Here is a 23669-nt window from a genome sequence, read left to right as displayed (position 1 = left end):
CCCTAAATATTAGAGCAGACTATCGTGACAAGTGAGAGGAGACAGGAGAGTTGAATACATGTCGATAAAATCCATTCGAGCGGTTTCGATTGTAACCTTTGCCACGACTATTATTTTACTTGCAATAGACGGCTTTTTCGTGAAAAACGGTCAACGGTTTGACGGTCTTGGCATTTTTTCTTCATTTATCTTACCGCCAATTGGCATTGTATTTGCAATCATTGCAATCAACAAAACCGGCTCCAAAACAGATATCATATTGCTTCTGCTTAATATTTTCGCCTTCTTATTTCTATTCATATGGATGTTTGTCGGCACCTTAATCTTTGGTCCTTGAGTCCATTTACCACTCGTAATAAGTACTTGCAATCGAGCTTCATACGCACTCCTGATGTTTGATGTATAATAGAAGCTTCTATTATATATATCGAAGGATGAGACTACTCTGAAAAATACAAAGCAATTACCGTTGTTTATTTATACCTATGGCTATCGACTGGAAGAAACGGAATTATGCCAATTAGAAATGCGAGCTTTTTTTGGAGAAGACTCCGATTCTGGCATTCTAATAAGCGGGGAGGATATCCATCCTGATCGCAGTCCTTTTTTGAAAGAGCGAATCGAGGTCCTTTATCATGGGGACACGTTAAGTGATATATGCGAGCAGGTTAAGCAAATTCAGTTATTTGATGCGACCTTTAAAGTTATTTTTGTCAAAATGAATGACTTGGCACCCGAGCATAAGATCGAATTCGAAGAGGCTCGCAGCATTGAACGAGAAATCGGTGTTTATATTGACGCTGAGGCCGATGTGCGCAATCCCGACTTTATATACGGCATTATCACCTTGGGAGGACGCTGGTATTTCGGCAACTATGTCAAAAGCAAAGCGGTATGGCTTGAGCATATGCATAAGCCGCGCAGCTATTCTATCGCACTAAGCACTCGCGTAGCTCGCGCAGCAGCAAATATCGCCGCACCGAAACCGGCAGGCATGAAACTCATCGATCCGTGCTGCGGCATTGGAACCGTACTTGTCGAGGCGTTATCTATGGGCATCGATATTGTTGGACGGGATATTAATCACTTTATCGTTCGCGGAGCTAGAGAGAACATCGAGCATTTTAATTATAAGACTGAAGTCATATGCGGGGATATAGCTGAAGCTTCCGGGCATTATGATGCAGCCGTTCTCGATCTGCCTTATAATCACTTCTCGAGAACGACGCCAGAGGATCAGTTAGCCCTAATCCGGAATACAAGACGAATTGCCGATAAGGCCGTTATTATTTCCGTAGATCCAATCGATGAGATGCTTGCAAGTGTTGGCTTCACTATTCTTGATCGTTGCACGACTCGGAAGGGCAATTTCATTAGACATATTATCGTCTGCTCCTAGTCTTGCAATATGAGAGTCTTTACTGAAAATTATTGTAAGCTAACCATTTCGCGCATACGTCAGTCCAGCCCTTTGTATGCTCCTCTTCTTCAGCTAATCCTAAGCCATGTCTTCCCTTTGTATAGACATGGAGATCAAACGGCACGTTATGCTTACTTAGCGCTGATGCGAACATCAAGCTGTTCTCAACAGACACAGATCCGTCATCCGCTGTATGCCAGAGAAAGGTTGGCGGCGTATCCGCCGTTACATTCTTCTCATTGCTATGATGATTGAAGGCTTCGGAATTAGCATTTTCGCCTAGGAGGTTGTTTCTGGATCCTTCATGTGTGTAAGGATCCATCATTGTAATAACCGGGTAACAAAGTACAAGCAGATCTGGACGGCAGGATTGTCTCTCTATCCTGTCATCAGCCAGCGCATTCCCGAGGTCATAGCTCGTCCCTGCATTCCCCGTTAAATGCCCTCCCGCTGAAAAGCCAAGCAGCCCTACTCGTTTAGGATCAATGCGGAAGCGATCCGCTTCCTGCCTTACTGTCCGAATAGCTCTCTGTACATCTAATAGAGCGCATGGGTATGTATAGGGAGCTACACGATATCTGACAACGAATGCTGATATACCTAGTGCATTCAACCACCTTGCAATCGGCTCACCTTCATGATCAGCCCGACCCGCATATCCCCCGCCCGGGCATATAATAACGGATGGACGGTTGTCTCCTTCCGCTAAATATGCTGTAATTGCTGGTTGATCCTCCGCTGTAATCCCCGCTGCATAAGGTGCTCCATTCTCCCACAACAAATGTTCCCTTCCCTGTATTCCCATCTAACCGTTCCCCCTATTATATGAACTGAATGATATCGATATAGGTTCAACATAATACTAAAAATCCCACTTAGCAATATGCCAGTGGGATGATGTTTATTATTTTGAAGAACAAATGGCTCCAACAAATCCGAGAACAGCTCCAAGCAAGGAACCCGCTAATACTTCTCGCGGCTGATGCCCTAAACTTTCCTTAAGCTTCTCACGTCGGCGTCTGTGATAAATACCGGGATGCTCGCCCGCCAGCTTCTCCACATCTACATCCAAATCATTGACTTGCATCGCAATTTCACCCGCATGTCTGCGAATATTCATAGCGTCATACATAACGATTATGCCAAGCATAGCGGATATAGCGAATTCTGGTGTCCTAACTCCGTATTTCGTCGCTGTATAGACTGCCAGTGCGGTTACGCCGCTGGAATGCGAGCTAGGCATACCGCCAGATCCAATGATCTTTCGAGTATCCCACTCCCCTGTCTCTGCATAATGCAAGGGCAGCTTCAACAGCTGCGCAGCACCTACAGCTATAAGCGCCGTCCCTAATGCTCTGTTTGCCACAGCCGTTCAACCTCCAGTCATCACGCTTCTGTCAGTTTACCCTGTTGCGATGGTTTTCATGTGGAAAAGCAAATGACATATTGCATATTAGTTGTTGTAGGTTACTTATTACTTACGACTCCATATTTTTATCATTCGTATCAGTGAATTCTTTCACTCAGCTCTTTTGCTCTATATTCCGAATACGTGAATCCTTCGTAAACCAAAGCCGATAACTGATTAGACATAAAATGATGCTAGTAACAGCTGCCGAGCTGGTAAATGCAAATACAATTAGAATTTGATATCGTACAGCCTCAATGGGATCTGCCCCTGCGACTATCATCCCTGTCATCATGCCTGGAAGCTGGACAAGACCAACCGTTTTCATTCCGTCAATCGTTGGAATCATGCTTGATTTAACCGATCTTTTCATTACATCCTGAATGGCTTGCCTTGCTGAGGCCCCCAGTGATAACAATGTCTCAATCTCACCCCGCGAAGCGCTGACCTCTCTTCTCATCTGGTTCAAAAACAAACCCGACACAACCATCGCGTTGCCAATCGTCATCCCGCTTAACGGAATGATATACTGCGGTGTCGCTTCAATAATACGAAAGCCAAGCAGCAGCCCCATCATGAGAAGCTCTGTTGACGTAATCGCAATCGCAATTTTCCATATGATGCCCTTCAGCCCCTTGCCTCTCTTGCCAGCATTGTAGGAAGCGATTGTAATCATTAGAATCAAAATCAATGCGATGAAAATAGGATTGCTCGTATTAAAAATAAATTGCAACACATAACCAACAAGCAAAAGCTGTACAGCAGAACGAATCGTACCAGTAGCAATATCCCGCTCAAGTCCAAGCTTTTGCCATACGGATAATAGCATAGTGATCATCACGAATAACAGCGTGAAAGTAAGTGCTAAGATAGACATGACTGCTCCTTATAAGCTGGTGCTTGAATATAATTTCGTGCGAGCTCCGTCTTCGGATTCTCAAAAAAAGCATCCGTCGCATTTTGCTCCAGCAACGTTCTCTCACCCATAAACCATACCGTTTGGCTCATCGTTCTCGCCTGCTCGACGTCATGAGTAACCCAAATCATCGTCGTTCCTTCTTGATGATGCCACTCTCTTATAACCTCTTCAACCATCTGCTTGCTGCTTCTATCAAGCGAGGCTGTAATCTCATCAAGAAGAAGCACCTTCGGATGCAGCAGTAAGGAACGCAGCAAAGATACGCGTTGCTTCTCCCCTCCTGATAGATCCTCTGCGCTTTTGCTCAATTCCAAATGATCCAGCCCCAGACGCTGCAGCAAATGCTTCAGGAGCTTTTTCTCATAAGGAATCCGGTGGAGACGGCTAACCGTCTTCAAATTATGTTCAATGCTTCCTTGAAGCATGACTGCCTGCTGTGCAACATAGCAAACCCTTTTTCTCCACAACTGTGGATCCGTCTCGCTTTGTAATTCATTATGTAAACGAATATCGCCTTCATCTGCATGATCGAGAGCCGCAAGTATTCGAAGCAGCGTACTCTTGCCCTGCCCTGACACGCCAAGCAAAGCTATGACAGCAGGCTCCAAAATTTCAGCCGTAATATTAGCGAATAAGGGGCTATTCTCTTTTCCTTCAAGTTTCTTTGCAAGCTGTTGCAATTGCAGCACGGGTTTCATACACGGCCCTCCTTCCACTCATTGTCCATTATATCGTTTACCAAAAGCAGATAAAAGGCTGACAGCCCACTGCCGCTAATTGCGGAAGGGACTGTCAGCCTTTAAATTGGCCTCGTTAGCCTAAAGCGATAAAGCTATTACTTTATTGCAGCATCGATTTCTTTGACCATTTCAGCTACAGAGATAAGTCCGCCGCCGGAAAGGTACCAGAATTCTGGGTTAAGGTATACGATGTTGCCTTCTTTGTACGCTTTTGTATTTTTTACAAGAGCATTCTCAACTGAAGAATGTGCATCGCCTTCGCCTGCTACTACTGCATTACGGTCAACAACGAACAAATAATCAGCATCTTTCTCAGCTACATATTCGTAAGTTACGGGTTTGCCGTGTGTCGATACTTCAATATTCTCATCAACAGCAGGTACGCCGAACACGTCATGAATGATACCAAAGCGTGAAGCTTTACCATAAGCGCTGATTGCGCCTTCGTTAGCCAAAATAATAAGACCATTTTTGCCGCCTGCAGTTGCTTTGTCATTCAAAGCTTTGATGGAATCATTAATTGTAGCAAGCTCTGCATCAGCTTCTGCTTCTTTGCTGAAAATTTGACCAAGTGTTTTCACATTGCTTGTGAAGGATTCCATGTATTTGCTTGTATCTACGCCCATGTGGATCGTTGGCGCAATTTTGTTAAGCTCTTCATATGCATCTGCTTGACGACCTGAAATGATGATCAAATCAGGAGCGATTTCGTTAATTTTCTCGAAATCCGGTTCTTTCAATGCGCCTGCATTTACATATTTAGCATCTTTGTATTTTTCTAGGTACGCTGGCACGTTAGCTTGTGGTACCGCCGCTACTTCAACACCTAGTTTATCTAACGTGTCCAATACGCCGTAGTCGAATACGACAACCTTGCTCGGATTAACAGGAACAACCGTTTCACCAAGCTGATGCTTAACCGTAATTTCTGTTGCTGGTGCGTCTGTTGCAGGCGTGTCTGTTTTGGGAGCGTTTGTCGCACCGCTTGTATTTCCGTTATTGTTTGCTCCACATGCTGCCATTACCATTGCAAAGATTACTAGAATGGCCAATACTGGTAAAGACTTTTTCATTCTAATCACTCCTATTATTAGTTTTTTTGTATGATCAATTGTTTGAATAACCGTAAGTAGGGACTTGCTTTTTTAAGTAAAATAAACACCGATACGGTTTCCATTGATAAGCTCAATCGGAATATCCATATCGTAGATGTCATTGAGCACGGCGCTATCGATAATCGTCTCAGTAGAACCTTCCTTGACGACCTTTCCATCCTTTAACGCCACGATGTAATCGGAATAACAAGAAGCAAAGTTAATATCATGGATAACGAGTATGACGGTCTTTCCAAGCTCCTCGACCAGTCTGCGCAGTACCTTCATAATCTGAACAGAATGCTTCATATCCAAGTTATTAAGCGGCTCATCCAGCAAAATATATTCCGTATTTTGAGCGATGACCATTGCAATGAAAGCACGTTGGTTTTGACCGCCGCTCAGCTCATCAAGGTATTTGCTCTGAAGCTCTACCAAATCCATATAAGCGATGGCTTCATCAACTTTCGTCCAATCTTCCTTCGTTAACTTCCCTTGTGAATAAGGGAATCGTCCGAAGCTTACAAGCTCTCTGACTGTTAAACGCAAATTTATATGATTAGACTGCTTTAAAATCGATATTTTCTTAGCAAGATCTTTGCTCTTCCACTCCGTTACCTCTTTGCCTTCAATAAGAACATCTCCGCTATCTTTCGTCAGTAAACGGCTAATCATGGATAGCAGTGTACTCTTGCCAGCACCGTTGGGACCTATGAATGAAGTAATCTTACCTTTAGGAATTTCGAGAGATACTCCTTCTATGACGGGCTTGCCCCCGTATGCTTTGGATACATTTCTGACCTCTATCATGCTTTCTTCTCCCTTAGCAGCAAATATAAGAAGTACGCTCCGCCGATGAAGTTAATAATGACGCTTATCGTCGTCTCGAACGTGAACACTCGCTCTACAATCAACTGACCGCCAACCAGCGCAATGATGCTGATAAGTATCGCTCCTGGAATAAGGATGCTATGCCGATACGTACGCATGAATTGATAGGCTACATTTACAACGAGCAGTCCGAGGAACGTAATCGGTCCTACTAAGGCAGTTGATACAGCGATCAAGATCGCTACAATAACAAGCATTCTTTTGACTATGTAATCATACGGAATGCCTAGATTAACTGCATGCTCCTTGCCAAGTGACATGACATCCAAGTACTTGGTCAACCTCAAGCTGTAAAGAGCGACTAAAGCGATAATAACAATGGAAATGACGAGTAAATCTGTGTTGACATTATTAAAGCTGGCAAACATCCGCCCCTGTATGATAAGAAATTCATTCGGGTCAATCAACACCTGCATGAACGTCGACATACTTCCAAACAACGTTCCGAGCACAAGTCCAATCAGCAGCAGGAAGTAGAGATTTCTACCTTCTCTTTTGAAGAGCAGCTTATAAAGCAATCCTACGAATGCAATCATAAATCCTACCGATATAAGGAAGTTCAGATGTTTGTTCGTACTAGGCAGACTCATGGAACCGAAGACGTAAACAACAAAAGTCTGAATGAGCATATACAGTGAATCCAGTCCGATAACGCTTGGTGTCAAAATTCGATTGTTCGTTATGGTCTGAAAGATCAACGTGGAGTAAGCAATAGCACCTCCGGTAATGACAATCGCCAGCACCTTCCTCAATCGTCTTGGCAATGCATAGTCCCAGTTGGGTCCAAGATGAATGAAAAGAAACACGACTATTAATGCGACGGCCAGCACCGCAAGAAAACTCAGTTTAAGCTTCATATGCCTTTCTCCTCATCAACAAGTAAAGAAAAATAACGCTTCCTATGACGCCGATGGTGAGACCGATCGGTATTTCATAAGGAAAGATAATCAAGCGACCGATTACATCGCAGACAAGAACGAATATGGCGCCAAGCACCGCTGTATGCGCTAGATTTTTCTTCAAATTATCGCCCATGTAAAGTGTCACGATATTTGGAATGATTAAGCCAAGGAATGGAAGCGTGCCTACCGTCAATATGACGATAACCGATACCAAGGCTACGATGACAAGACCAATGTTCACGATAAGCTTGTGATTCATACCCAGATTGGTCGAGAACTCTTCGCCAAGCCCGGCAATCGTAAACTTATTGGCATACAGGTATGCCAGCACGAGCAGCGGAACGCTTACATACAACAGCTCATAGCGTCCGCTCATGACGAGCGAGAAGCTGCCTTGGAGCCAGGAGGAAATATTTTGGATGAGATCGTTTTTGTAAGCAAAAAATGTCGTCACCGAGCTAATTACATTACCAAACATCAACCCAACCAATGGAATAAATATTGTATCCTTGAATTTGAGACGATCGAGAATTTTCATAAATATGAATGTGCCTGCTAATGCGAAGGCAAAAGCAACAAGCATCTTCTCAAATGTAGTGGCGGATGGGAAAATCATTAAGGCAACCAGTATACCGAGTCTAGCTGAATCATCCGTTCCCCCAGTTGTTGGCGATACGAATTTATTACGGCTTAGCTGCTGCATGATTAAGCCTGTAACACTCATCCCAAAGCCTGCCAAAATGATGCTGACTAGTCGAGGAAACCGGCTAATAGATAACACTTGCCACTGCTCAGCAGTGAGACTAAACAGATCAAATGGAGATATGTCCTTAACCCCGATAAACAGGGAAGTAATCGATAATACAAAAAGAATAATAATGAGATACCATAGCTTCATACTAATTCCTCGAATCATCATGGATAATAACAAAGATAATCATTCTCAATACTGGTTAAAAAAATACGCTGTTCGTGGTTTATCGCCATTCAATTGATAACCATTATCAGCAACATTTCTTATCTTACACGATATATACAGGATCGGAATGGATTTTTCTATAATCGCAATGGATTTTTCTACTGACAACTTAGATGTGACGGTAACGTGAACACGAAGTTCTGCTCTTTACTTGTCCTTCTATCTACTCTGCCCTTCTATTGTAAAAGGGTAGTATGAAAATAAAGAGGAATAAATTGATGAATTTGACGGTGATATTCGCTGATACCTAATCTGAAAAACTATCATATGCTACATTAAGCTTCAACCAAGGCTAGTTAGGGAGGTAACATATGGTTCGCTCTAAAATTCAAACCCTTAGATATCGTATCGGCAAAAACAACTATCTCATCATTAACATCCATCAATCGGCAGCTGCAAGCGCACAGCAAGGCAATGTTTTGGCAAGCAATGCAGTAAATGTTCTCATTCATAAAAAACAAGGTCGTCGCTAATCTATTCTCATCCCTTACCTAATCCATACTGAAATGTATGAGAGGGGGTGAAATCATGAGAAAAAATCATTCAAAACACACTGTGAAATGGAGTAACGGCAAGACAGATGTGAACGTGAAGCAAAATGCCCACGCACGCATTGGACAAGGCGGAAACGCCATTGCCATCAATGCATCAGAAATTGGTGTAGTCCGTATTCGCCCCGGCCAGCAACAATAAGATACAGGAACAGCAAAAAACCTGACCCATGTTTGGTCAGGTTTTTTGCTGCTAGGCTATCAGCTAGTTTCAGTTAGCCGTTATAGTTGCTGAAACAGCAGCTTCTCCAGTGGAAGTGAGCGTATTCGTCCACGTTACCGTTACTCCAGGAGCTGGATTGGTGGTAAGTATCCCCATCGTATCATCACCTGATGTACCGTCTTTGTCCAGCACTTCAATTTTTACAACCGAATTGTTAGGCTCTGCGATATAAATCGTATTAAACGGCTCCGAATATTGGTTACCAAACTCGGCTTGCTCGTAGCCCCAGTAAATCTCTTTCGTTACGTTTAGCGGAGCCTGATTATCTTTCCAATGCTTATTGTCAATATGCCCCTGCCCATTCACGCTGACTTTGAGGTATACGTCACTCTCATCGTTAAGCGGGTCCTTATTAGCCTTACTAGTCACGTTCAAAAGCGTTATTTTATGAGAATAATAAGGGTTAAACAGATACGTATGCGAAAAATTACCCAAGCCGTTCAGATGAGTATCAATGAAGAAAGCAGGGTCTGACCAGTAAATCCCTTTATAAAGCGGACCGTCATCCGGATCATCCTTCGTCCATGGCAGTGTACAGGAACTATCGGAATACGTATCTCCGTGGAAATAACCGAAGGTATTGAACGTATGTCCCGCTCCGCCAGTATCATAACGTCGATCCCAAATCTCATCCATTGAGGTCAGCGCATAATCATATACTTTCGTATAGCTGCCTGATGTATCCGTCGGCATAACAGAGGTTCCATTCTGATACTTGAAAACAATCCCGTCTCCTCCGTTTGCAGAGCTGCCATCGTATGCCTTCACCCCGTGACCGGCATCAGTCCCGATTCCGTTTGCGGATATATACAGCTTCGCCCTATGCCCATCTAATAGAATGGAACCATCGATATTTTCACTGCCGGATGATATGGATGAATCATTCGAATACTGATACCAATGATTATGGGCTTGTGTCTCCATTAGTTGAAGCGAACCATAGGTGGAGCCGTCTTTTCGGATGACAAAAATACTGCCTTCCAGATCATGCTCATGCTTTTCCAGATTGATCGGACCGTCATCTCTCGGATAGTAGAAATCATATTCGATAAAATAATGAGTTAACGTCTCACGAACCGAGTAATAGACAGAGGGCAGTATCGGATAGTTGTTGAGATTCTCCCAGTTGTTATCCCCTCTCCAATCTCCATCGTAATTGAACTTAGTCATAAAGTCAGCGCGAACACTGTAGGTTTCATTTACATCCTGATAGATTGTCGGCGCCCAGTAGGCAGCTAACCCTGAATAAGACGGTGAAGCATTCACACGGTCGTGAATAGGATAAAGACATACGCATAAGGTAACAATCAAAACGGCAGATACTAGTTTTTTCATCAAAATAGTAATCCTCCTCTAATTAATGAATGTTTTCTTAGCATTTATACATAGATTCAAATGATATCTTTCTTTCAATCCGCTGTCTCCATCGTAATTTCACTCAAGGGATTCCGCTGCCTCGTTTTTCTTCTTTCAATCTCTTCTCCCATTTTCATTAAAAGACTGGTCACGATAAGTGAAAACAAGACGATGGTATAGAAGCCCGCTCCAATCGCAATTCCAATGCCCCCCGCAAAGAAAATCATTGCTGCTGATGTCAAACCGACTACTCTTGCTCCATCCTTCAAAATAACTCCAGCCCCGATAAAACCTAATCCTGTAACGATTTGCGCCGCGAGCCGCATGGGATCCATCATCGTATGCTCCCTCATGCCTGCGTACATAGTCACGCTCTGAATGGATACAATCGTAATCAGTGCGGAAGCTGTTGCTACATACATGTACGTTTTAACTCCCGCAGGCTTATGCTTATGGGTGCGGTTCAAACCGATCATAAACCCTAGCAGAGCGCTGACAAGAATGCGCAACAGCCATTCGTAATCACCTAACCATACACCTAAATGCTGATCTATTACGCTCATGATGCGCTTCCTTTCTAATGCAGACTCTCAAACGGTTCACATGCTGCTGCAGCGCCATGGGCAAATGAACAGTCGTCACATTTTACAGCTCGACTTCTAAGCTTTGTCTAAGCAGTATTTATCAATAACATGCGCTATCGCGTGTTCCAGATTGGATGGGGCGATGTATTGCGCATGCTCCTTTAACTTAGGATGAGCATTCTCAACCGCCACCCCCATGCCTGCCTCTTGAAGCATCTCCAAGTCATTCATATGGTCGCCTATAGCAATAATCTCGCCAATATCCAAGCCCAATTGGCTAGCAAGCAGCTTTAACGCGCTGCCTTTAGACACACTGCTCGGCAGTATCTCTAGATAAGTTGCTTCTGATGTCACCAGTTCGCATGCTGAGCCGACCATCGGCAGAAATACGTTCATTGCCGCAGTGAAATTTTGGTCCTCTTGAATCATTAATATCTTGTTTACCTTGCTTTCGAGCAAGAAGTCCGGCGTGCTCCAAGGATGGCAAACTACCCGATCCTTATTCATATAGTCCGTTATGACCGAATTGATCTCGCGAACCCAAAGTTTTCTCTCTGAGTAGAAAATCATATTCAAAGGGTGCTTATTCAAAAGCTCGAGAGCTGCGCTAATAACCTCTGCTGTAAGAACGGCTTCGTAATGACATTGACTTGTGCTAAAGTCTACAATTTTGGCACCGTTATAAAGAATAACAGGGTGCATAATGCCCAACTCTTTCACAAACCGGTACGCCGCTTCCTCCATACGGCCGGTTGCCAGCGTCACAATTCCCCCCTGACTCTGAAAAGCGCGTATCTTCTCTTTGTTCTGCTCGCTGATCTCTTGTTGCGAATCCACAAGGGTTCCGTCAATATCGGTCACAACCATTCGATAAGGCCGTATTAACGGTTTCATTCCAATTCAATCCTCTCCGCTCTCTGTGGTAGATGGGATTTCAAATAGCGGGTATTCGTCTCCGCACCTGTCACAACTAACTGACAGTTTGAAGATTGCACAAGCCTTTCCCACGCATCCCGAAAGATTTCATATTCTCCCTTATTATTCGTAATTAGCACCCAATCAGGCGATAATGCCAGCAAAAGCTGTTCATTCCATGCATCCATGATACCGTGATGACCGACCTTAAATACATGGGGGTGCAGCATCTCTCGTTTTAAAATACGTTCCCAGTTCGTTAAAACCGCATCACCTGAGAGCAGCAGCAGTTGCGTTCCATCCCTATGCTCCAACAAAAACACGCTGCTGTCTGCATTGGATTGCCCATCAAATCTCACTAGCAACTTCTCATGCTTATCGGCGTTCGAACTGCTAATTTCTTGCAAGGTCTGATAGGCCTCCATATCACAAATATCAATCGGTTCTACATGTCTTAGAGCTACATCGCCAAATGTCCAAACGGTTTGCTCACCAAATGGAGGACGCGTAGTTATTCGTGTTTTCTGTATGGCGAGAAGCGCTTGAAGCTCCTCATACATTCGCAGCAGCTCCCTAGTCTGAATCGCTTTCGCATGCTTCAGCTGCTCCAGTACTAGATTAAGCTTGGGATAAGGCAGAATGGCCTCTACCACGGGAACATGACAGGCAATATCAAGCAATCCATGAAGATGATCCGGATGCAAATGTGTCAAAATCATCAGATCGATCTGATGCCAGCCCTTTTTACGAAAAAAATGAATCGGACTCGCTCGTTCGTCCTCCAGCCGATCTCCCCCATCTATCAAAATGATATAGGGATCTTCAGCTGTTGGAATTTCAATAAAAAAGCTATCGCCGCGTCCAACATTTAGCGCATAGAGTATAGGCTTCACGGACATCACCTTTCTGCAGTCAACAGATGAATTCGGCTTTTATCCAGCCTAATATTCACAAATCCGTCTAACACTTGGCTTGGACTGGAATCGTCTACAATCCATTGAAGCGGCCCGCAGTCCACCCAGTAACGGATCATTCTGCCGAGAAAGCTGCTTTTCTGAATATTGCCTCTCCAGCTGTATCCCTCACTTAATTGCTCTCTTGCTCCAGGTTCAACTGAAATACATTCCGGGCGAATCATAAGCGTCACTAGATCGCCTACTTTAACGCTATGATCGGTCCCGTTGACATTAAATACGTGATCATTGCATTTGACAACGATGTCCTCTTCCGCGAAGCCGATGACTTCCCCGTCAATAAAGTTCGCTACTCCAACAAAGTCTGCTACGAACTTACTTTTTGGCTTAAAGTAAATATCCCACGGAGTGCCTACCTGACATATTACGCCTTTGTTGAAGACCGCTATCCGGTCAGACAAGGAAAGAGCCTCATCTTGGTCATGTGTAACAAAGATCGCAGTGACACCTGTGCGCTGCTGCAGTTCTCTTAGCTCATTTCTAACCTCGACCCTCATCTTGGCATCCAAGTTGCTCAATGGTTCATCCATAAGAAGAATATTTTGACCGGTAATGAGAGCTCTAGCAAATGCAACTCGCTGCTGTTGCCCTCCGCTCATTTCCTTTGGGAACCGATTCTCCATGCCTTGAAGACCGAACATAGCCAGCATTTCATTCACTTTATCTTTAACTTCTGCCTTTGGCAGCTTTAGCAGCTTCAAGCCATACGATATATTCTCATAGACCGACATATGAGGAAACAGTGCATACTCCTGAAATACCAGAGGGGTATTTCTCTTATAAGCTGGAATGTCATTGATTCTTTTACCGTTAATAAAAATATTCCCCTCATCCGGTTCATGGAAGCCCGCAATCATCCGCATTAGCGTTGTTTTGCCGCATCCGCTGGGACCAAGTAAAGTAGTAAAGCTGCCCTTAGGAACTTCAAGAGAAATATCATTAATGGCTTTATATTTTCCGAACGTCTTGGTCACGTTCTCAATCTTGATGATAGATTCGGCTACGCTCATAATTCCCTCCGTTTAAATCTCTAAATTCTTGCCCTGCCGCCTGAATATCAGCTTGGCGATTCCCAGGACAGTAAAGGCAATCGAAATCAATACTACGGTGAATGCTGACGCACTTCCCCACTCGCCGTTACTGACCAAACCTAGGATCGAGACAGTACCGACCGAGGTTTTGGCCGAATAGATAAAAATAATGACGCTCAAGCAAGTGATCGATCTCAAAAAGGACAATACAATGCAAGAAATAAATGATTCCTTCAATAGAGGTAAAAGGATGTTTCGAAAGGTCTTGAAGCTGCCCGCACCGAGATTCGTCGACGCCTCTTCCAGGGAATGGCCAATCTGTTGTAAAGAAGCAAGGTTCGCACTGTAGCAGGTTGGTAGATTCCAGAACATGAGTGCTAGAACCATGATGATAGAAGTTCCCGACAACATTAACGGTGATTCGCTAAACCCCATTGCAAAACCAAGACTTAAGAATACACCCGGTACAGCACCCGGCAGTATAGCTAAGAAATCGATAAACCGATTAATGCCAATCTGCTTCCGCTGTACAATATAAGCCAAAATTATTGACAAGAATGCTGCTCCTACGGAAGCCATGAGAGCAAATTTAAGGCTATTGATAACCTCTTGCTTTTTAAATAAAACATAACTCATATTTTTCAATGTAAGAGACCAGTCATACCCCCATGTTTGAGTGAAGGCCCCAAAGAACAGAACACCGTAAACCGCTAAAATGACAACGGTTACAAACATGCAAAAGCTGAATAAACTCCACTTAATATAACTAGGAACCGGATAAGGCTCGAGTGAGGTTTCTTTCCCAGTTACGGTAACATAAGAGCGCTTCCCTACCCATTTTCTGTTTAAAATAAAGAGTGCAAGAGCTGGCACTAGCAAGGTAGTAGAGAGCATCGCAGCAGCCGGCAAATTAAACCAACCAGACATCTGCATATAAGCCTCTGTCGGTAGCAGTGAAAAGTTCCCTCCAATAATAATGGGATTACCGAAATCAGCTAATATATTCATTGCCGCGATTAAGGCTCCACCCGCGAGACCAGGTCTGCACAGCGGTAGAAATACATCCTTGAATACCTGCCAACGAGTTGCCCCTAGATTATAGGCCGCATATTCAAGATTTGTGGAATTTGACCTAAGCACACCATAAATAACTGCATAGGCAAAAGGAAAGAAATTTATCGTTTGTACCATCCATAGTCCGTGCCAGCCGTACACATCAATACTGATTCCTAGCACATGTTTGGATATAATGCCTTGTCTCCCGAATAATAAGATATAGGACAGGGCTACGATGAAAGGGGGCGACACGATCGGCAAGATCGTAATGAACTTGAACAGCCCTTTACATGGTATATTTAGCCGAGAAATAGAGTAAGCAAATATAAATGCGACAAAGGTACAGGAAATTGTCGACAAGAAGGTCATCGTCAAGCTGTTGATTGCCGCATTCGTCCAACGGGAATTAGTGAAAAGCTGGGCGTAGTCCGACAGTCTCGGCGCACTTACTACTTTTATGATCGGCCATAGCACGAAGAAAGCAGTAATGAGCACGACGGCAGCAATGACTAAGGCTAATAGCGGTTCATTCCGCAGCTTTTTAAACTCTAACCACATGTCTTTGAAGATTGTTGAATTCAATGATGTTCACACCTTTCCAGAAGGACTGCCCCTTGCACAGAGCAGGCAATATCAGTCATCCTGCTCTGCGCAAAGTTAAATCCTCTTGGGAGCCTAGGGTAATTATTTACCCCCGCTCACCTCTCCGAATTTCTTAATGACCGCTTCCTTCATCTCAGCCGCTTTAACACGGTCGTATTCGACTAACTTCAGCGTATCAATGGCAGGCATTCCTTCCGGTGCAGCGACATCCGTACGAACGGAATAACGGCTGGACATCTCTGTGCTCATCTCTTGGGTTTCTTTCGTCAACAGCCAGTCTATGAATTTCTTCGCGTTCTCACTGTTGGCTCCGCCTTGAATAATAGCCGCTCCACCTATCTCAAAAGCTGTTTCCTCAGGAATAATAGGTTGAATCGGATAACCCTTCTTACCGGATTTTATAATATCATGAGCCCAGTGCATGCCAGCTACAAACTCACCGGTTGCAGCCAAGTTGACGACATCTCCGCCTGAAGCAACATAATGATGTACATTGGCAGTAAGAGCCTTCATATAATCCCATGCTTTATCTTCACCTAAGCGGAAAATTTGGGTTGCAGTAAATATGTAGCCGCTTCCGGCAGTTGCGGGATTGGGTATAATCAAAACATCTTTGTAAGCGGGGTCTAACAAATCCTCCCATGTTTTCGGCTCTTTGATGCCCTTAGGAGCTAATTCCTTGTCAAAACGCTCCTTATTAAGTGCGACAGCCAAAACCCCCATATACCAGCCTTGATAGAATCCGTTGGGGTCATTAAACATGGTGTTAAGATCTTTAGCGTTCGGGGAACTGTACTTCATTAGAATACCTTGATCGGCAAGCGGATTGTAAAATTCGGCTGAGCCGCCGACTAGAATGTCGGCTTTTGGAGCGTTCTTCTCGGCCTGTACCCTTGTGCTGGCTTCTCCGGCACTATTCAAGCGCAAATATTCAATCTCAATTCCAGTATCTTCCTTGAATTGCTTCTGAATTTGTACCGTATCATCCTCATTCAGAGCAGAGTAAACAACAAGCTTGCCAGATCCTTTTTTAGATCCCCCTGTTTTACCATCTACTCCAGCACTGTTATTATCGTTTCCGCTGCAACCTGATAATAATAAAATACTTACGAGTATAAACGATGTAAACACACCGAACACTTTTCTATTAAACCCCATAAATACTCAGTCCTCCCCATAAGTTGACCGCCACATTTATCGTTATTAGCTAATCCAATCGCTTACATGACTTTCTTTCAATAAGTCTTGCTTCGATCAATTCGGAGGGAGGAGCGATGTCTATGTCGTTGTTGTTGTTCTTGGAGTTATTCTTGTTGTTGTCCTTATCCGTGATCATGTCCAGCAGCAACTTGGCTGCCCTGTTCCCCATCATTTCACGCGGCTGTTCCATGGTTGTCAGCTGTATCCAGTGGAGGTCGGCATATTCCAAGTTGTCAAAGCCCATTACAGAAAGCTTTTCGGGAACGGAAATCTGTTGAACAGCCAGCCATTCCAGCGCACCAATTCCAAGCAAGTCATTCGCGGCAAAAATAGCCGTCAAATTAGGATTGCTCTGATACAACCTATTCATAGCCGCCCGGCCGTGCTCAATCGTTCGACCCCCAAGAACGACATCTGTACTCTCGAATTGGAGTCCATGATCCCGCATCGTATCTTTGAATCCTCTCAACCTTTCGGACCCGGTAAATGATTTCTCCGGCATGCTGATGAAACCAATTCCTTTGTGCCCCAGCTCAATCAAATAATTAACAGCCGTACAAGCGGCCTGATAATGATCCACATCAACAAAAGGAATCGACAAGCCATTCGGTGTTCTTCTTCTCAAGAAAACTACAGGCATCTTCAAACCAGCGATTAGCTCAATTAATTCAGTATCCAGAAAATCCGGCGTGATGATCAGTCCGTCAAATTGTCTAGAAATCGCATTGGAGATAAACTGTTTTTCTTTGTCTGGATTACGATTCGCATTGCCATATACCACCTGATACCCGTATTCAAATAACGTTTCTTCCACTGCATTGGCCAATGAAGAGAAGAATGGATCCGAAATGTCGGGAATCATTAAACCAATCGTAAAGGTCTTCTTCTGAATCAGACCTTTCGCGATTGCATTAGGCCGGTAATTGAGAGCACGAATGGCTTCCATTACTTGAAGCTTTGTTTCCTGACTTACATCTGCATGATTATTGATAGCCCTTGATACGGTAGAAACTGAAATGCCTAAATGCTTAGCGATATCTTTAATATTTGTCACAGAGGCCTCCTTGCCAACGTTCCGGTAACGTTACCGGGAACGTTACCGGAACGTTTGAGCTTATAATACAACATTGTGTAATCGTTTTCAATCATTAAATTTTTATGAAGAATATTTTCAAAAATCATCCGCTTAAACTGACCTTTATATTGCCTCTGCCATACGAAATAGAGCTAGATTAATCTAGCTCTATTTCTACTTTCAGAATAGCCGCCTAATGTTAAAAACGAGATAGGGTAATCTTTATCTTCTCTTGTAATACGTAATTGCTAGCGCTAGAGCAAGCACGGAGCCCTTCACAATATCCATCGCATAATAAGGAACGGACAGCATAATGAGGCCATTTGATAAAATACCGATCAACACTGCTCCTGCAAAAGTACCAAAAGCGTTTGGCTTGCCTGCGCCAAGCACAGAATAACCGATAAATGCAGCTGCTACGGCATCCATGAGATAGGGGCCGCCTGCATTGACCTCGGCATTCATGATGCGCGCACCGAGCACAATTCCCCCTATTGCAGCAAATAGTGCTGACACTAAATAGGCAATCAAACGATATTTGCTTACCGCGATACCCGACAGCTTAGCCGCTTCAGGATTGCCCCCAATCATATAAAGGTAACGGCCATGCTTTGTGTAATTAAGAAAGATATGAACCGCTAGAACAACAACCAGCATAATGACAATAATCCAAGGAACCTGGCCAATTTTTCCGAATACCTTAGGAATTTGTCCCGTTGCGAAATCTCCATTAGGCATAATCATGTTTTGGGAGATCGTCGCCCCTCTTGTATAGGTTAGTGCAACGCCTTGAAATATGAACATCGTTGCGAGCGTCATCAGCATATCCTGAATTTTAAAATTAATAACGAGAAAGGCATTAATCAAACCGACAACCAGACAGAACCCAATCGTAATCGCGATACCTAATCCAGCGGATTGTCCATGCCAGACATACATAGAAATGACCAGCGCATTAGCTAGTGAAGCTGTTGAGCCGACTGACAAGTCAAAGCCCCCTACCGCTAAAGAAACAGTCAGACCGATTGCGATAATTGTAACGATTGAAATGGATCGTAAAATATTAATAATATTAGATGAGCTCAAAAAGTTATCTGTAGCCGTTCCGAAAAAAGCTATTAACAAAACGATTGTAATAAGTGTTCCGTATTTGTACAAAAAATCAAAAAAGTGAAACACCTTTTTGTTTTTCAATGATCCAGCCGCATTCATGATAATATGCCTCCCGTGCTGTACAATAAGATTTCTTCCTCATTAGTCCGCTTCGTTTCGAGCTCTTTTATAATACCGCCGTCATACATGACATACATCCTGTCCGTTATGCCTATCATTTCAGATAACTCACTGGATGCGTATAAAATACATTTCCCGCGCGCCGCAAGTTCAGCCACCAGCTCATAAATGTCTCTCTTTGCACCAACATCGACACCCTTGGTCGGTTCATCAAAAATATAGACATCAGCATCAGCTAGCAGCCACTTTCCAATGGCAACCTTCTGCTGATTGCCCCCAGAAAGATTTCTAACCTTAGCACTGGCATTTGGGGTTTTGATGCCCAGATTTCGAATAATCTCATCGGATGCTTTTTTTTCTTTGGCGGCGCTAAGCCATGATCCCCATCTTGTAAACTTGGACAAATTAGCCGCAGTCAGGTTAAGGGACACCGTGTCCTCTACAAAGACACCCTCACGCCGTCTTTCCTCAGGCACGAGCGCAAGCCCGCTGCGTACCGCTTGATGAGGAGAACTATTATTTATTTTTTGTCCGTCATAATAGATATTTCCAGTAGAAGAAGCAGAAGCGCCGAACAGCGCTCTGCATAGCTCTGTTTTCCCCGCGCCTACTAAGCCTGCCAGCCCCACAATTTCACCCTTGCGGATATGGAAATCGACATGATTTACTTTGCCGTTGTCATGAATATCCTTCGCTTCAAAGCATTTTTCACCAATCGTACGTTCCATATTGGGAAACTGACCATCCATTTTGGCTCCCAGCATATATTCAACGACCTGCTGGTGATCTACATTTATCATCTCTTCTCTTACAACAAGCTGCCCATCTCTCATAATCGTAATATCATCACATATTTCGAAAAGCTCTGGCAGACGATGAGATATAAAAATGATGCCTACCCCTTCCGATTTCAACAATCGGATTAAGCGGAATAGCTGTTCCGTTTCCGTCTGACTCAGCGGAGCAGTAGGCTCATCCAATACGAGAAAACGACATTTCATAGCGACTGAACGGGCAATAAGCACCATTTGCTTCTCAGCTAGTGTTAAATCCTGAACAAGCTTCTTAGTTGGAACCCTTACATTCATTCTCTCTAAAATGGCTTGCGCCGATTGGTGAAGCTGCTTCCAACGAACCCAGTGTCGGCCTCTCATATCATGCACAGTTCTCTCCAGCATGATATTCTCACCAACTGTAAGATTAGGAATTAATGCGGTATCCACCTCTTGATAAACGACCTGAATGCCATACTCCTTAGCATCCTTCGGCGTGCGAATATTCGCTTCCAAGCCGTCGATCAGAATATGACCCGTATAATGATCATAAGCACCAGCGAGTACCTTCATAAGAGTAGATTTTCCCGCACCATTCGCTCCAATCAATGCATGAGCTCTACCTGCGACCGTATGAAAGTCTACATTGGTTAATGCCTTCACTCCTGGAAAAGTAATCGAAATCTCCTTCATCTCTAATCGGCTTGCCACCGAATCACTCACCAGACGCACCTTCCTCTCTAAACAGGATACAGCGCCCTTATCCAATGGATAAGGGCGCCAGTATGATAAGAACCATTTCTAATTTAGCATTATTTTGATTTGCCGTGCACGGCTTTCAAGCTTGTCATCCAATCCTCTAAAAATGCATCCGTTGTGCCCCAGCCTGGAACAATTTCAGCTAGAGTGACCATATTTACCGGTTCAGAAGCTTTTTTCAAGCTTTCTTGATCAATGAGCGCTGCCTCAAGACTATACGTAGCTGGCGTTTCTTCACCAGCTATTTTTTTGGCCAGCAAGCGCACGTTAACTGCACCAATCATTTTAGGATCAACACCAGCAGTCGAAACCCAAGGGCTGTTCTCTTCCTGCATAATTTGCAAGTCCGCATTTGATACATCAATACCATAAATTTTGATTTCCGTACGACCTGCTTCAATTAATGCTCTTGCCGCTCCAATAGCGAATGCATCCCATGTCGCATAAATGGCATCAATTTCACCTTTTGGATATTTCGTAAGCATAGCTGCAACCGCATTTTGCGTTTCAACGGTTGTGTTATCAGTCGCTACACCAAAACGCTCCAATTCTTTAATCCCAGTGTGTTTTGCAAGTGTATCCTTATATACGTTATTGCGGCGTACCATTGGAGGGAAGCCATCTACCCACAGATAAACAATTTTTGCATCCTCGCCTTGCTCCTTAAGCAATTGGTCCAGCGCATATTGAGCAAGAGCTTCATCATCTTGCGAGGTTAACGTCACGCCTGATACATTTGCAAGCTCGCCAACAGAATCGAAGGTTACGACCTCAATGCCTTTATCTCTCATCTTTTGAACAGCCGCTACTGTTGCAGGATCTTCACCATGTGAGATGACAACACCGTCGTAGTCGCTATCAGCGGCTTGGTCTAGCGCATCTAGAAATTTAGCTGTATCGCCGTTTGCTGAGAAGGTATCCACTTTGAATCCTAATGACTCTCCTTCTTGCTTTGCCCCTGCTAAAAACTGCGCTGTATGATCATCTCCGCCGATTTTGCGAATCACTTTTAGTTTGATTTCTTTCTTTGCTGCGATTGCTTCAGGAAGATTTTCAACCTCTTTGCTGCCCGTTTTATTGGAATCGACACCGTTCGTGTTTCCACCATTTGTTTGGCCACATCCTGTAATAACAATTACGAATACCATCAATAAGCCGAACAAAATACGTATTTTTCTGTTTTTCATTCTGTTATTCCCCCTAGTTGATAGATAAAAACATTATTAATAGTAATCCTATAGGATTTAGTAAAAATGGTCAATACAAATTTAAACATCTTTTCCTTCAAAACAACTCAACATGCTTCATCCATCCACTCCGTGTATATCTTATCCGACATATGACCATGAATAGCATAGAACGATCCCATGTTCATTTCAGTATAGAGGAGCGTATAAATTGGAAACTATTCATCTCGGGCTGCTTTCTATTAAAGTAATTATCGGTTTTATATCCTTATTTTTAATAATTACATTAACCGGTCGAACGGCCATCAATCAGCTCACGCCTTTTCACTTCATATTTGTGCTCGTGCTCGGTGAGTTTCTAGGAAGTACGATTTATGATAACAACATTCGAATTTTCCACTTTTTATATGCGATTGGATTATGGACACTTCTCTTGCTTGTTGTGGAGAAGGTCACCAAAAAATATAAATCAACTCGCGCTTTGCTAGTTGGGAATCCTTCCATTGTTATTCGTGACGGAATCATTGACCGCAAGGCGCTAAGGAAAAACAAGCTGGAGGTTGGAGATCTGCTAAGCCTATTGCGACAAAGCAGCGTTTTTTCCTTACGCGAGGTTAAATACGGCATTTTAGAGGTGAACGGTCAGATCAGCCTGCTGCTCTACTCCAAGTATCAACAGCCCAATAAGGAGGATCTCAAGCTTCCTGAAGGGCATGTCTATCTTCCCGTCTCCCTTATAATAGATGGCAAGGTTTTATGGGGCAATCTTCATGACAGCGGATTCGACAAGCAATGGTTATATAACGAGCTGGAAACTCACGGTTACAGCGATGAAAAAAATATATTTTACGCCGAGTGGCGAAAGGAAGAGGGTATTCATATTAGCCCTATGGAGTCAGCGGGTAGAGAAATGCTTCATTAAAGAGGAACAGTCTTTAGCATCCTATTTATAAGTAAAATATCATTAGTTCCAAATAAATAGCATACTGACAGAGCAAAAAGAAGCCCTCCTCAAATGGAAAGGCTTCTTTTTTGCGTCAGCTTATTCCCTAAGTGCGGTTCAAGAAAGCTTTGGTCCGATCAAACTGAGGATTAGAAAAGAGCTGATCTGGATGACCAGATTCAATGATTTCACCATGATCCATGAACATGACCTTGTTTGCCACTTCACGAGCGAAGCCCATTTCATGCGTAACCACAATCATTGTCATATGCTCCTCAGCAAGGCTTTTCATAACCTGCAGCACTTCACCAGTTAGCTCTGGATCTAATGCAGAGGTTGGCTCATCAAACAGTAATATATCTGGATTCATCATTAACGCCCTAGCAATCGCAACCCTTTGCTTCTGTCCGCCCGAAAGATTAGACGGGTATGCGGATGCCCGATTGGACAGTCCTACCTTGTCCAGCAGCTCAACACTTCTTTTTTGTATATCCGCTGCGAGCTCACCCTTGACCAACCTCGGCGCAAGCTCTAGGTTTTGCTTCACAGTGAGATGAGGAAACAGATTAAAATGCTGAAAGACCATGCCCATTTTTGCCGTAATTCGCTTAATCTCTTTGGCAGGAGAGTACTTGCCGTCTTTGACTAGGAAATCACCCGCCACTTGAATACTGCCATCATCGATTCCTTCTAGATGAACGAGCGTTCTTAGCATCGTACTTTTTCCCGAGCCGGAAGGTCCGATAACCGCAATAACATCTTTTTTATTCACTTCAAACGACATTCCCTTTAAAACATGCAAGGAACCATATGATTTACTTAGTTTAGTTACTTCTATAATAGCCACATTTGC

The 23669-nt window shown here is 43.7% G+C and carries 25 protein-coding genes; 5 read left to right on the top strand and 20 right to left on the bottom strand.

The window, feature by feature from the left end:
- Window positions 1–58 precede the first annotated feature (58 nt).
- The gene (locus AC0YOD_RS22550) at window positions 59–337 is read left to right on the top strand and encodes a hypothetical protein (RefSeq protein ID WP_475801582.1); all 279 of its coding nucleotides are present in this window, start codon (window positions 59–61) and stop codon (window positions 335–337) included.
- A gap of 108 nt (window positions 338–445) precedes the next feature.
- On the top strand, window positions 446–1399 hold the full coding sequence (locus AC0YOD_RS22545) for a TRM11 family SAM-dependent methyltransferase (protein WP_475801749.1): 954 nt from the start codon (window positions 446–448) through the stop codon (window positions 1397–1399).
- A 19-nt stretch (window positions 1400–1418) separates the two neighbouring features.
- On the opposite strand, the gene AC0YOD_RS22540 is transcribed toward AC0YOD_RS22545, so the two are convergent.
- From AC0YOD_RS22540 to AC0YOD_RS22505, 8 genes are all read right to left on the bottom strand, one after another.
- A complete protein-coding gene (locus tag AC0YOD_RS22540) occupies window positions 1419–2225 on the bottom strand; it encodes an alpha/beta hydrolase (RefSeq protein ID WP_475801581.1) in 807 nt (268 codons plus the stop codon).
- Window positions 2226–2324: 99 nt separating this feature from the next.
- Window positions 2325–2786: a divergent PAP2 family protein gene (locus AC0YOD_RS22535; protein ID WP_475801580.1), complete on the bottom strand. Its 462-nt coding sequence runs from the start codon at window positions 2784–2786 to the stop codon at window positions 2325–2327.
- Between the two features lie 157 nt (window positions 2787–2943).
- A complete protein-coding gene (locus AC0YOD_RS22530; RefSeq protein WP_475801579.1) occupies window positions 2944–3705 on the bottom strand; it encodes an ABC transporter permease in 762 nt (253 codons plus the stop codon).
- Entirely contained in the window at window positions 3693–4445 is a 753-nt protein-coding gene (locus tag AC0YOD_RS22525) for an ABC transporter ATP-binding protein (RefSeq protein ID WP_475801578.1), read from the bottom strand. The genes AC0YOD_RS22530 and AC0YOD_RS22525 overlap by 13 nt, the downstream gene beginning before the upstream one ends.
- A 137-nt stretch (window positions 4446–4582) precedes the next feature.
- On the bottom strand, window positions 4583–5560 hold the full coding sequence (locus tag AC0YOD_RS22520; protein ID WP_475801577.1) for a siderophore ABC transporter substrate-binding protein: 978 nt from the start codon (window positions 5558–5560) through the stop codon (window positions 4583–4585).
- A gap of 72 nt (window positions 5561–5632) precedes the next feature.
- Entirely contained in the window at window positions 5633–6391 is a 759-nt protein-coding gene (locus tag AC0YOD_RS22515; RefSeq protein WP_475801576.1) for an iron ABC transporter ATP-binding protein, read from the bottom strand.
- Window positions 6388–7329 carry an iron chelate uptake ABC transporter family permease subunit gene (locus tag AC0YOD_RS22510; protein ID WP_475801575.1) on the bottom strand — a complete coding sequence of 314 codons (942 nt, stop codon included), beginning with the start codon at window positions 7327–7329 and terminating at the stop codon, window positions 6388–6390. Before AC0YOD_RS22510 ends, AC0YOD_RS22515 begins: the two co-directional genes overlap by 4 nt.
- Window positions 7319–8272 carry an ABC transporter permease gene (locus AC0YOD_RS22505; protein ID WP_475801574.1) on the bottom strand — a complete coding sequence of 318 codons (954 nt, stop codon included), beginning with the start codon at window positions 8270–8272 and terminating at the stop codon, window positions 7319–7321. The genes AC0YOD_RS22510 and AC0YOD_RS22505 overlap by 11 nt, the downstream gene beginning before the upstream one ends.
- Window positions 8273–8664: 392 nt before the next feature.
- Here AC0YOD_RS22505 and AC0YOD_RS22500 point away from each other — a divergent pair, with 392 nt between their 5' ends.
- Entirely contained in the window at window positions 8665–8826 is a 162-nt protein-coding gene (locus tag AC0YOD_RS22500; protein ID WP_475801573.1) for a hypothetical protein, read from the top strand.
- 55 nt (window positions 8827–8881) lie between these two features.
- Entirely contained in the window at window positions 8882–9046 is a 165-nt protein-coding gene (locus AC0YOD_RS22495) for a hypothetical protein (protein WP_475801572.1), read from the top strand.
- A 69-nt stretch (window positions 9047–9115) separates the two neighbouring features.
- Here the strand turns inward: AC0YOD_RS22495 and AC0YOD_RS22490 are convergent, their stop codons facing one another.
- From AC0YOD_RS22490 to AC0YOD_RS22440, 11 genes are all read right to left on the bottom strand, one after another.
- A complete protein-coding gene (locus tag AC0YOD_RS22490) occupies window positions 9116–10465 on the bottom strand; it encodes a C2 domain-containing protein (RefSeq protein ID WP_475801571.1) in 1350 nt (449 codons plus the stop codon).
- 71 nt (window positions 10466–10536) lie between these two features.
- Window positions 10537–11046, bottom strand: a complete 510-nt coding sequence (locus tag AC0YOD_RS22485; protein ID WP_475801570.1) for an MgtC/SapB family protein — start codon at window positions 11044–11046, stop codon at window positions 10537–10539.
- Between the two features lie 96 nt (window positions 11047–11142).
- Window positions 11143–11961, bottom strand: a complete 819-nt coding sequence (locus AC0YOD_RS22480; RefSeq protein WP_475801569.1) for a Cof-type HAD-IIB family hydrolase — start codon at window positions 11959–11961, stop codon at window positions 11143–11145.
- Window positions 11958–12875, bottom strand: a complete 918-nt coding sequence (locus AC0YOD_RS22475) for a ComEC/Rec2 family competence protein (RefSeq protein ID WP_475801568.1) — start codon at window positions 12873–12875, stop codon at window positions 11958–11960. Before AC0YOD_RS22475 ends, AC0YOD_RS22480 begins: the two co-directional genes overlap by 4 nt.
- 5 nt (window positions 12876–12880) lie before the next feature.
- Complete coding sequence (locus tag AC0YOD_RS22470; protein WP_475801567.1) at window positions 12881–13966, bottom strand: ABC transporter ATP-binding protein; 1086 nt, start codon at window positions 13964–13966, stop codon at window positions 12881–12883.
- Between the two features lie 12 nt (window positions 13967–13978).
- Window positions 13979–15625: an ABC transporter permease gene (locus tag AC0YOD_RS22465; RefSeq protein ID WP_475801566.1), complete on the bottom strand. Its 1647-nt coding sequence runs from the start codon at window positions 15623–15625 to the stop codon at window positions 13979–13981.
- Between the two features lie 102 nt (window positions 15626–15727).
- Entirely contained in the window at window positions 15728–16804 is a 1077-nt protein-coding gene (locus AC0YOD_RS22460) for an ABC transporter substrate-binding protein (RefSeq protein WP_475801565.1), read from the bottom strand.
- A gap of 49 nt (window positions 16805–16853) precedes the next feature.
- Window positions 16854–17900 (bottom strand): LacI family DNA-binding transcriptional regulator, encoded by a 1047-nt coding sequence (locus AC0YOD_RS22455; protein ID WP_475801564.1) that lies wholly within the window; start codon window positions 17898–17900, stop codon window positions 16854–16856.
- A gap of 243 nt (window positions 17901–18143) precedes the next feature.
- Window positions 18144–19133 (bottom strand): ABC transporter permease, encoded by a 990-nt coding sequence (locus AC0YOD_RS22450; RefSeq protein ID WP_475801563.1) that lies wholly within the window; start codon window positions 19131–19133, stop codon window positions 18144–18146.
- Entirely contained in the window at window positions 19130–20620 is a 1491-nt protein-coding gene (locus AC0YOD_RS22445; RefSeq protein WP_475801748.1) for a sugar ABC transporter ATP-binding protein, read from the bottom strand. The genes AC0YOD_RS22450 and AC0YOD_RS22445 overlap by 4 nt, the downstream gene beginning before the upstream one ends.
- A 119-nt stretch (window positions 20621–20739) precedes the next feature.
- Window positions 20740–21873 carry a sugar ABC transporter substrate-binding protein gene (locus AC0YOD_RS22440; RefSeq protein WP_475801562.1) on the bottom strand — a complete coding sequence of 378 codons (1134 nt, stop codon included), beginning with the start codon at window positions 21871–21873 and terminating at the stop codon, window positions 20740–20742.
- 211 nt (window positions 21874–22084) lie between these two features.
- Between AC0YOD_RS22440 and AC0YOD_RS22435 the strand changes: the two genes are divergently transcribed.
- On the top strand, window positions 22085–22795 hold the full coding sequence (locus AC0YOD_RS22435) for a DUF421 domain-containing protein (RefSeq protein ID WP_475801561.1): 711 nt from the start codon (window positions 22085–22087) through the stop codon (window positions 22793–22795).
- Between the two features lie 127 nt (window positions 22796–22922).
- Here AC0YOD_RS22435 and AC0YOD_RS22430 read toward each other — a convergent pair whose 3' ends face one another.
- Window positions 22923–23663, bottom strand: a complete 741-nt coding sequence (locus AC0YOD_RS22430; RefSeq protein WP_475801747.1) for an amino acid ABC transporter ATP-binding protein — start codon at window positions 23661–23663, stop codon at window positions 22923–22925.
- Window positions 23664–23669: the final 6 nt, after the last annotated feature.

The organism is Paenibacillus sp. J31P13, assembly GCF_056269295.1.
This window is presented reverse-complemented; position numbering and strand designations above follow the sequence as displayed.

Bases quoted from the DNA above. Each gene is read 5' to 3' on its own strand.
- AC0YOD_RS22550 (WP_475801582.1), top strand. From the start codon at position 59: ATGTCGATAAAATCCATTCGAGCGGTTTCGATTGTAACCTTTGCCACG.
- AC0YOD_RS22540 (WP_475801581.1), bottom strand. From the start codon at position 2,225: ATGGGAATACAGGGAAGGGAACATTTGTTGTGGGAGAATGGAGCACCT.
- AC0YOD_RS22530 (WP_475801579.1), bottom strand. From the start codon at position 3,705: ATGTCTATCTTAGCACTTACTTTCACGCTGTTATTCGTGATGATCACT.
- AC0YOD_RS22525 (WP_475801578.1), bottom strand. From the start codon at position 4,445: ATGAAACCCGTGCTGCAATTGCAACAGCTTGCAAAGAAACTTGAAGGA.
- AC0YOD_RS22520 (WP_475801577.1), bottom strand. From the start codon at position 5,560: ATGAAAAAGTCTTTACCAGTATTGGCCATTCTAGTAATCTTTGCAATG.
- AC0YOD_RS22515 (WP_475801576.1), bottom strand. From the start codon at position 6,391: ATGATAGAGGTCAGAAATGTATCCAAAGCATACGGGGGCAAGCCCGTC.
- AC0YOD_RS22510 (WP_475801575.1), bottom strand. From the start codon at position 7,329: ATGAAGCTTAAACTGAGTTTTCTTGCGGTGCTGGCCGTCGCATTAATA.
- AC0YOD_RS22505 (WP_475801574.1), bottom strand. From the start codon at position 8,272: ATGAAGCTATGGTATCTCATTATTATTCTTTTTGTATTATCGATTACT.
- AC0YOD_RS22500 (WP_475801573.1), top strand. From the start codon at position 8,665: ATGGTTCGCTCTAAAATTCAAACCCTTAGATATCGTATCGGCAAAAAC.
- AC0YOD_RS22495 (WP_475801572.1), top strand. From the start codon at position 8,882: ATGAGAAAAAATCATTCAAAACACACTGTGAAATGGAGTAACGGCAAG.
- AC0YOD_RS22485 (WP_475801570.1), bottom strand. From the start codon at position 11,046: ATGAGCGTAATAGATCAGCATTTAGGTGTATGGTTAGGTGATTACGAA.
- AC0YOD_RS22480 (WP_475801569.1), bottom strand. From the start codon at position 11,961: ATGAAACCGTTAATACGGCCTTATCGAATGGTTGTGACCGATATTGAC.
- AC0YOD_RS22470 (WP_475801567.1), bottom strand. From the start codon at position 13,966: ATGAGCGTAGCCGAATCTATCATCAAGATTGAGAACGTGACCAAGACG.
- AC0YOD_RS22460 (WP_475801565.1), bottom strand. From the start codon at position 16,804: ATGGGGTTTAATAGAAAAGTGTTCGGTGTGTTTACATCGTTTATACTC.
- AC0YOD_RS22450 (WP_475801563.1), bottom strand. From the start codon at position 19,133: ATGAATGCGGCTGGATCATTGAAAAACAAAAAGGTGTTTCACTTTTTT.
- AC0YOD_RS22445 (WP_475801748.1), bottom strand. From the start codon at position 20,620: ATGAAGGAGATTTCGATTACTTTTCCAGGAGTGAAGGCATTAACCAAT.
- AC0YOD_RS22440 (WP_475801562.1), bottom strand. From the start codon at position 21,873: ATGAAAAACAGAAAAATACGTATTTTGTTCGGCTTATTGATGGTATTC.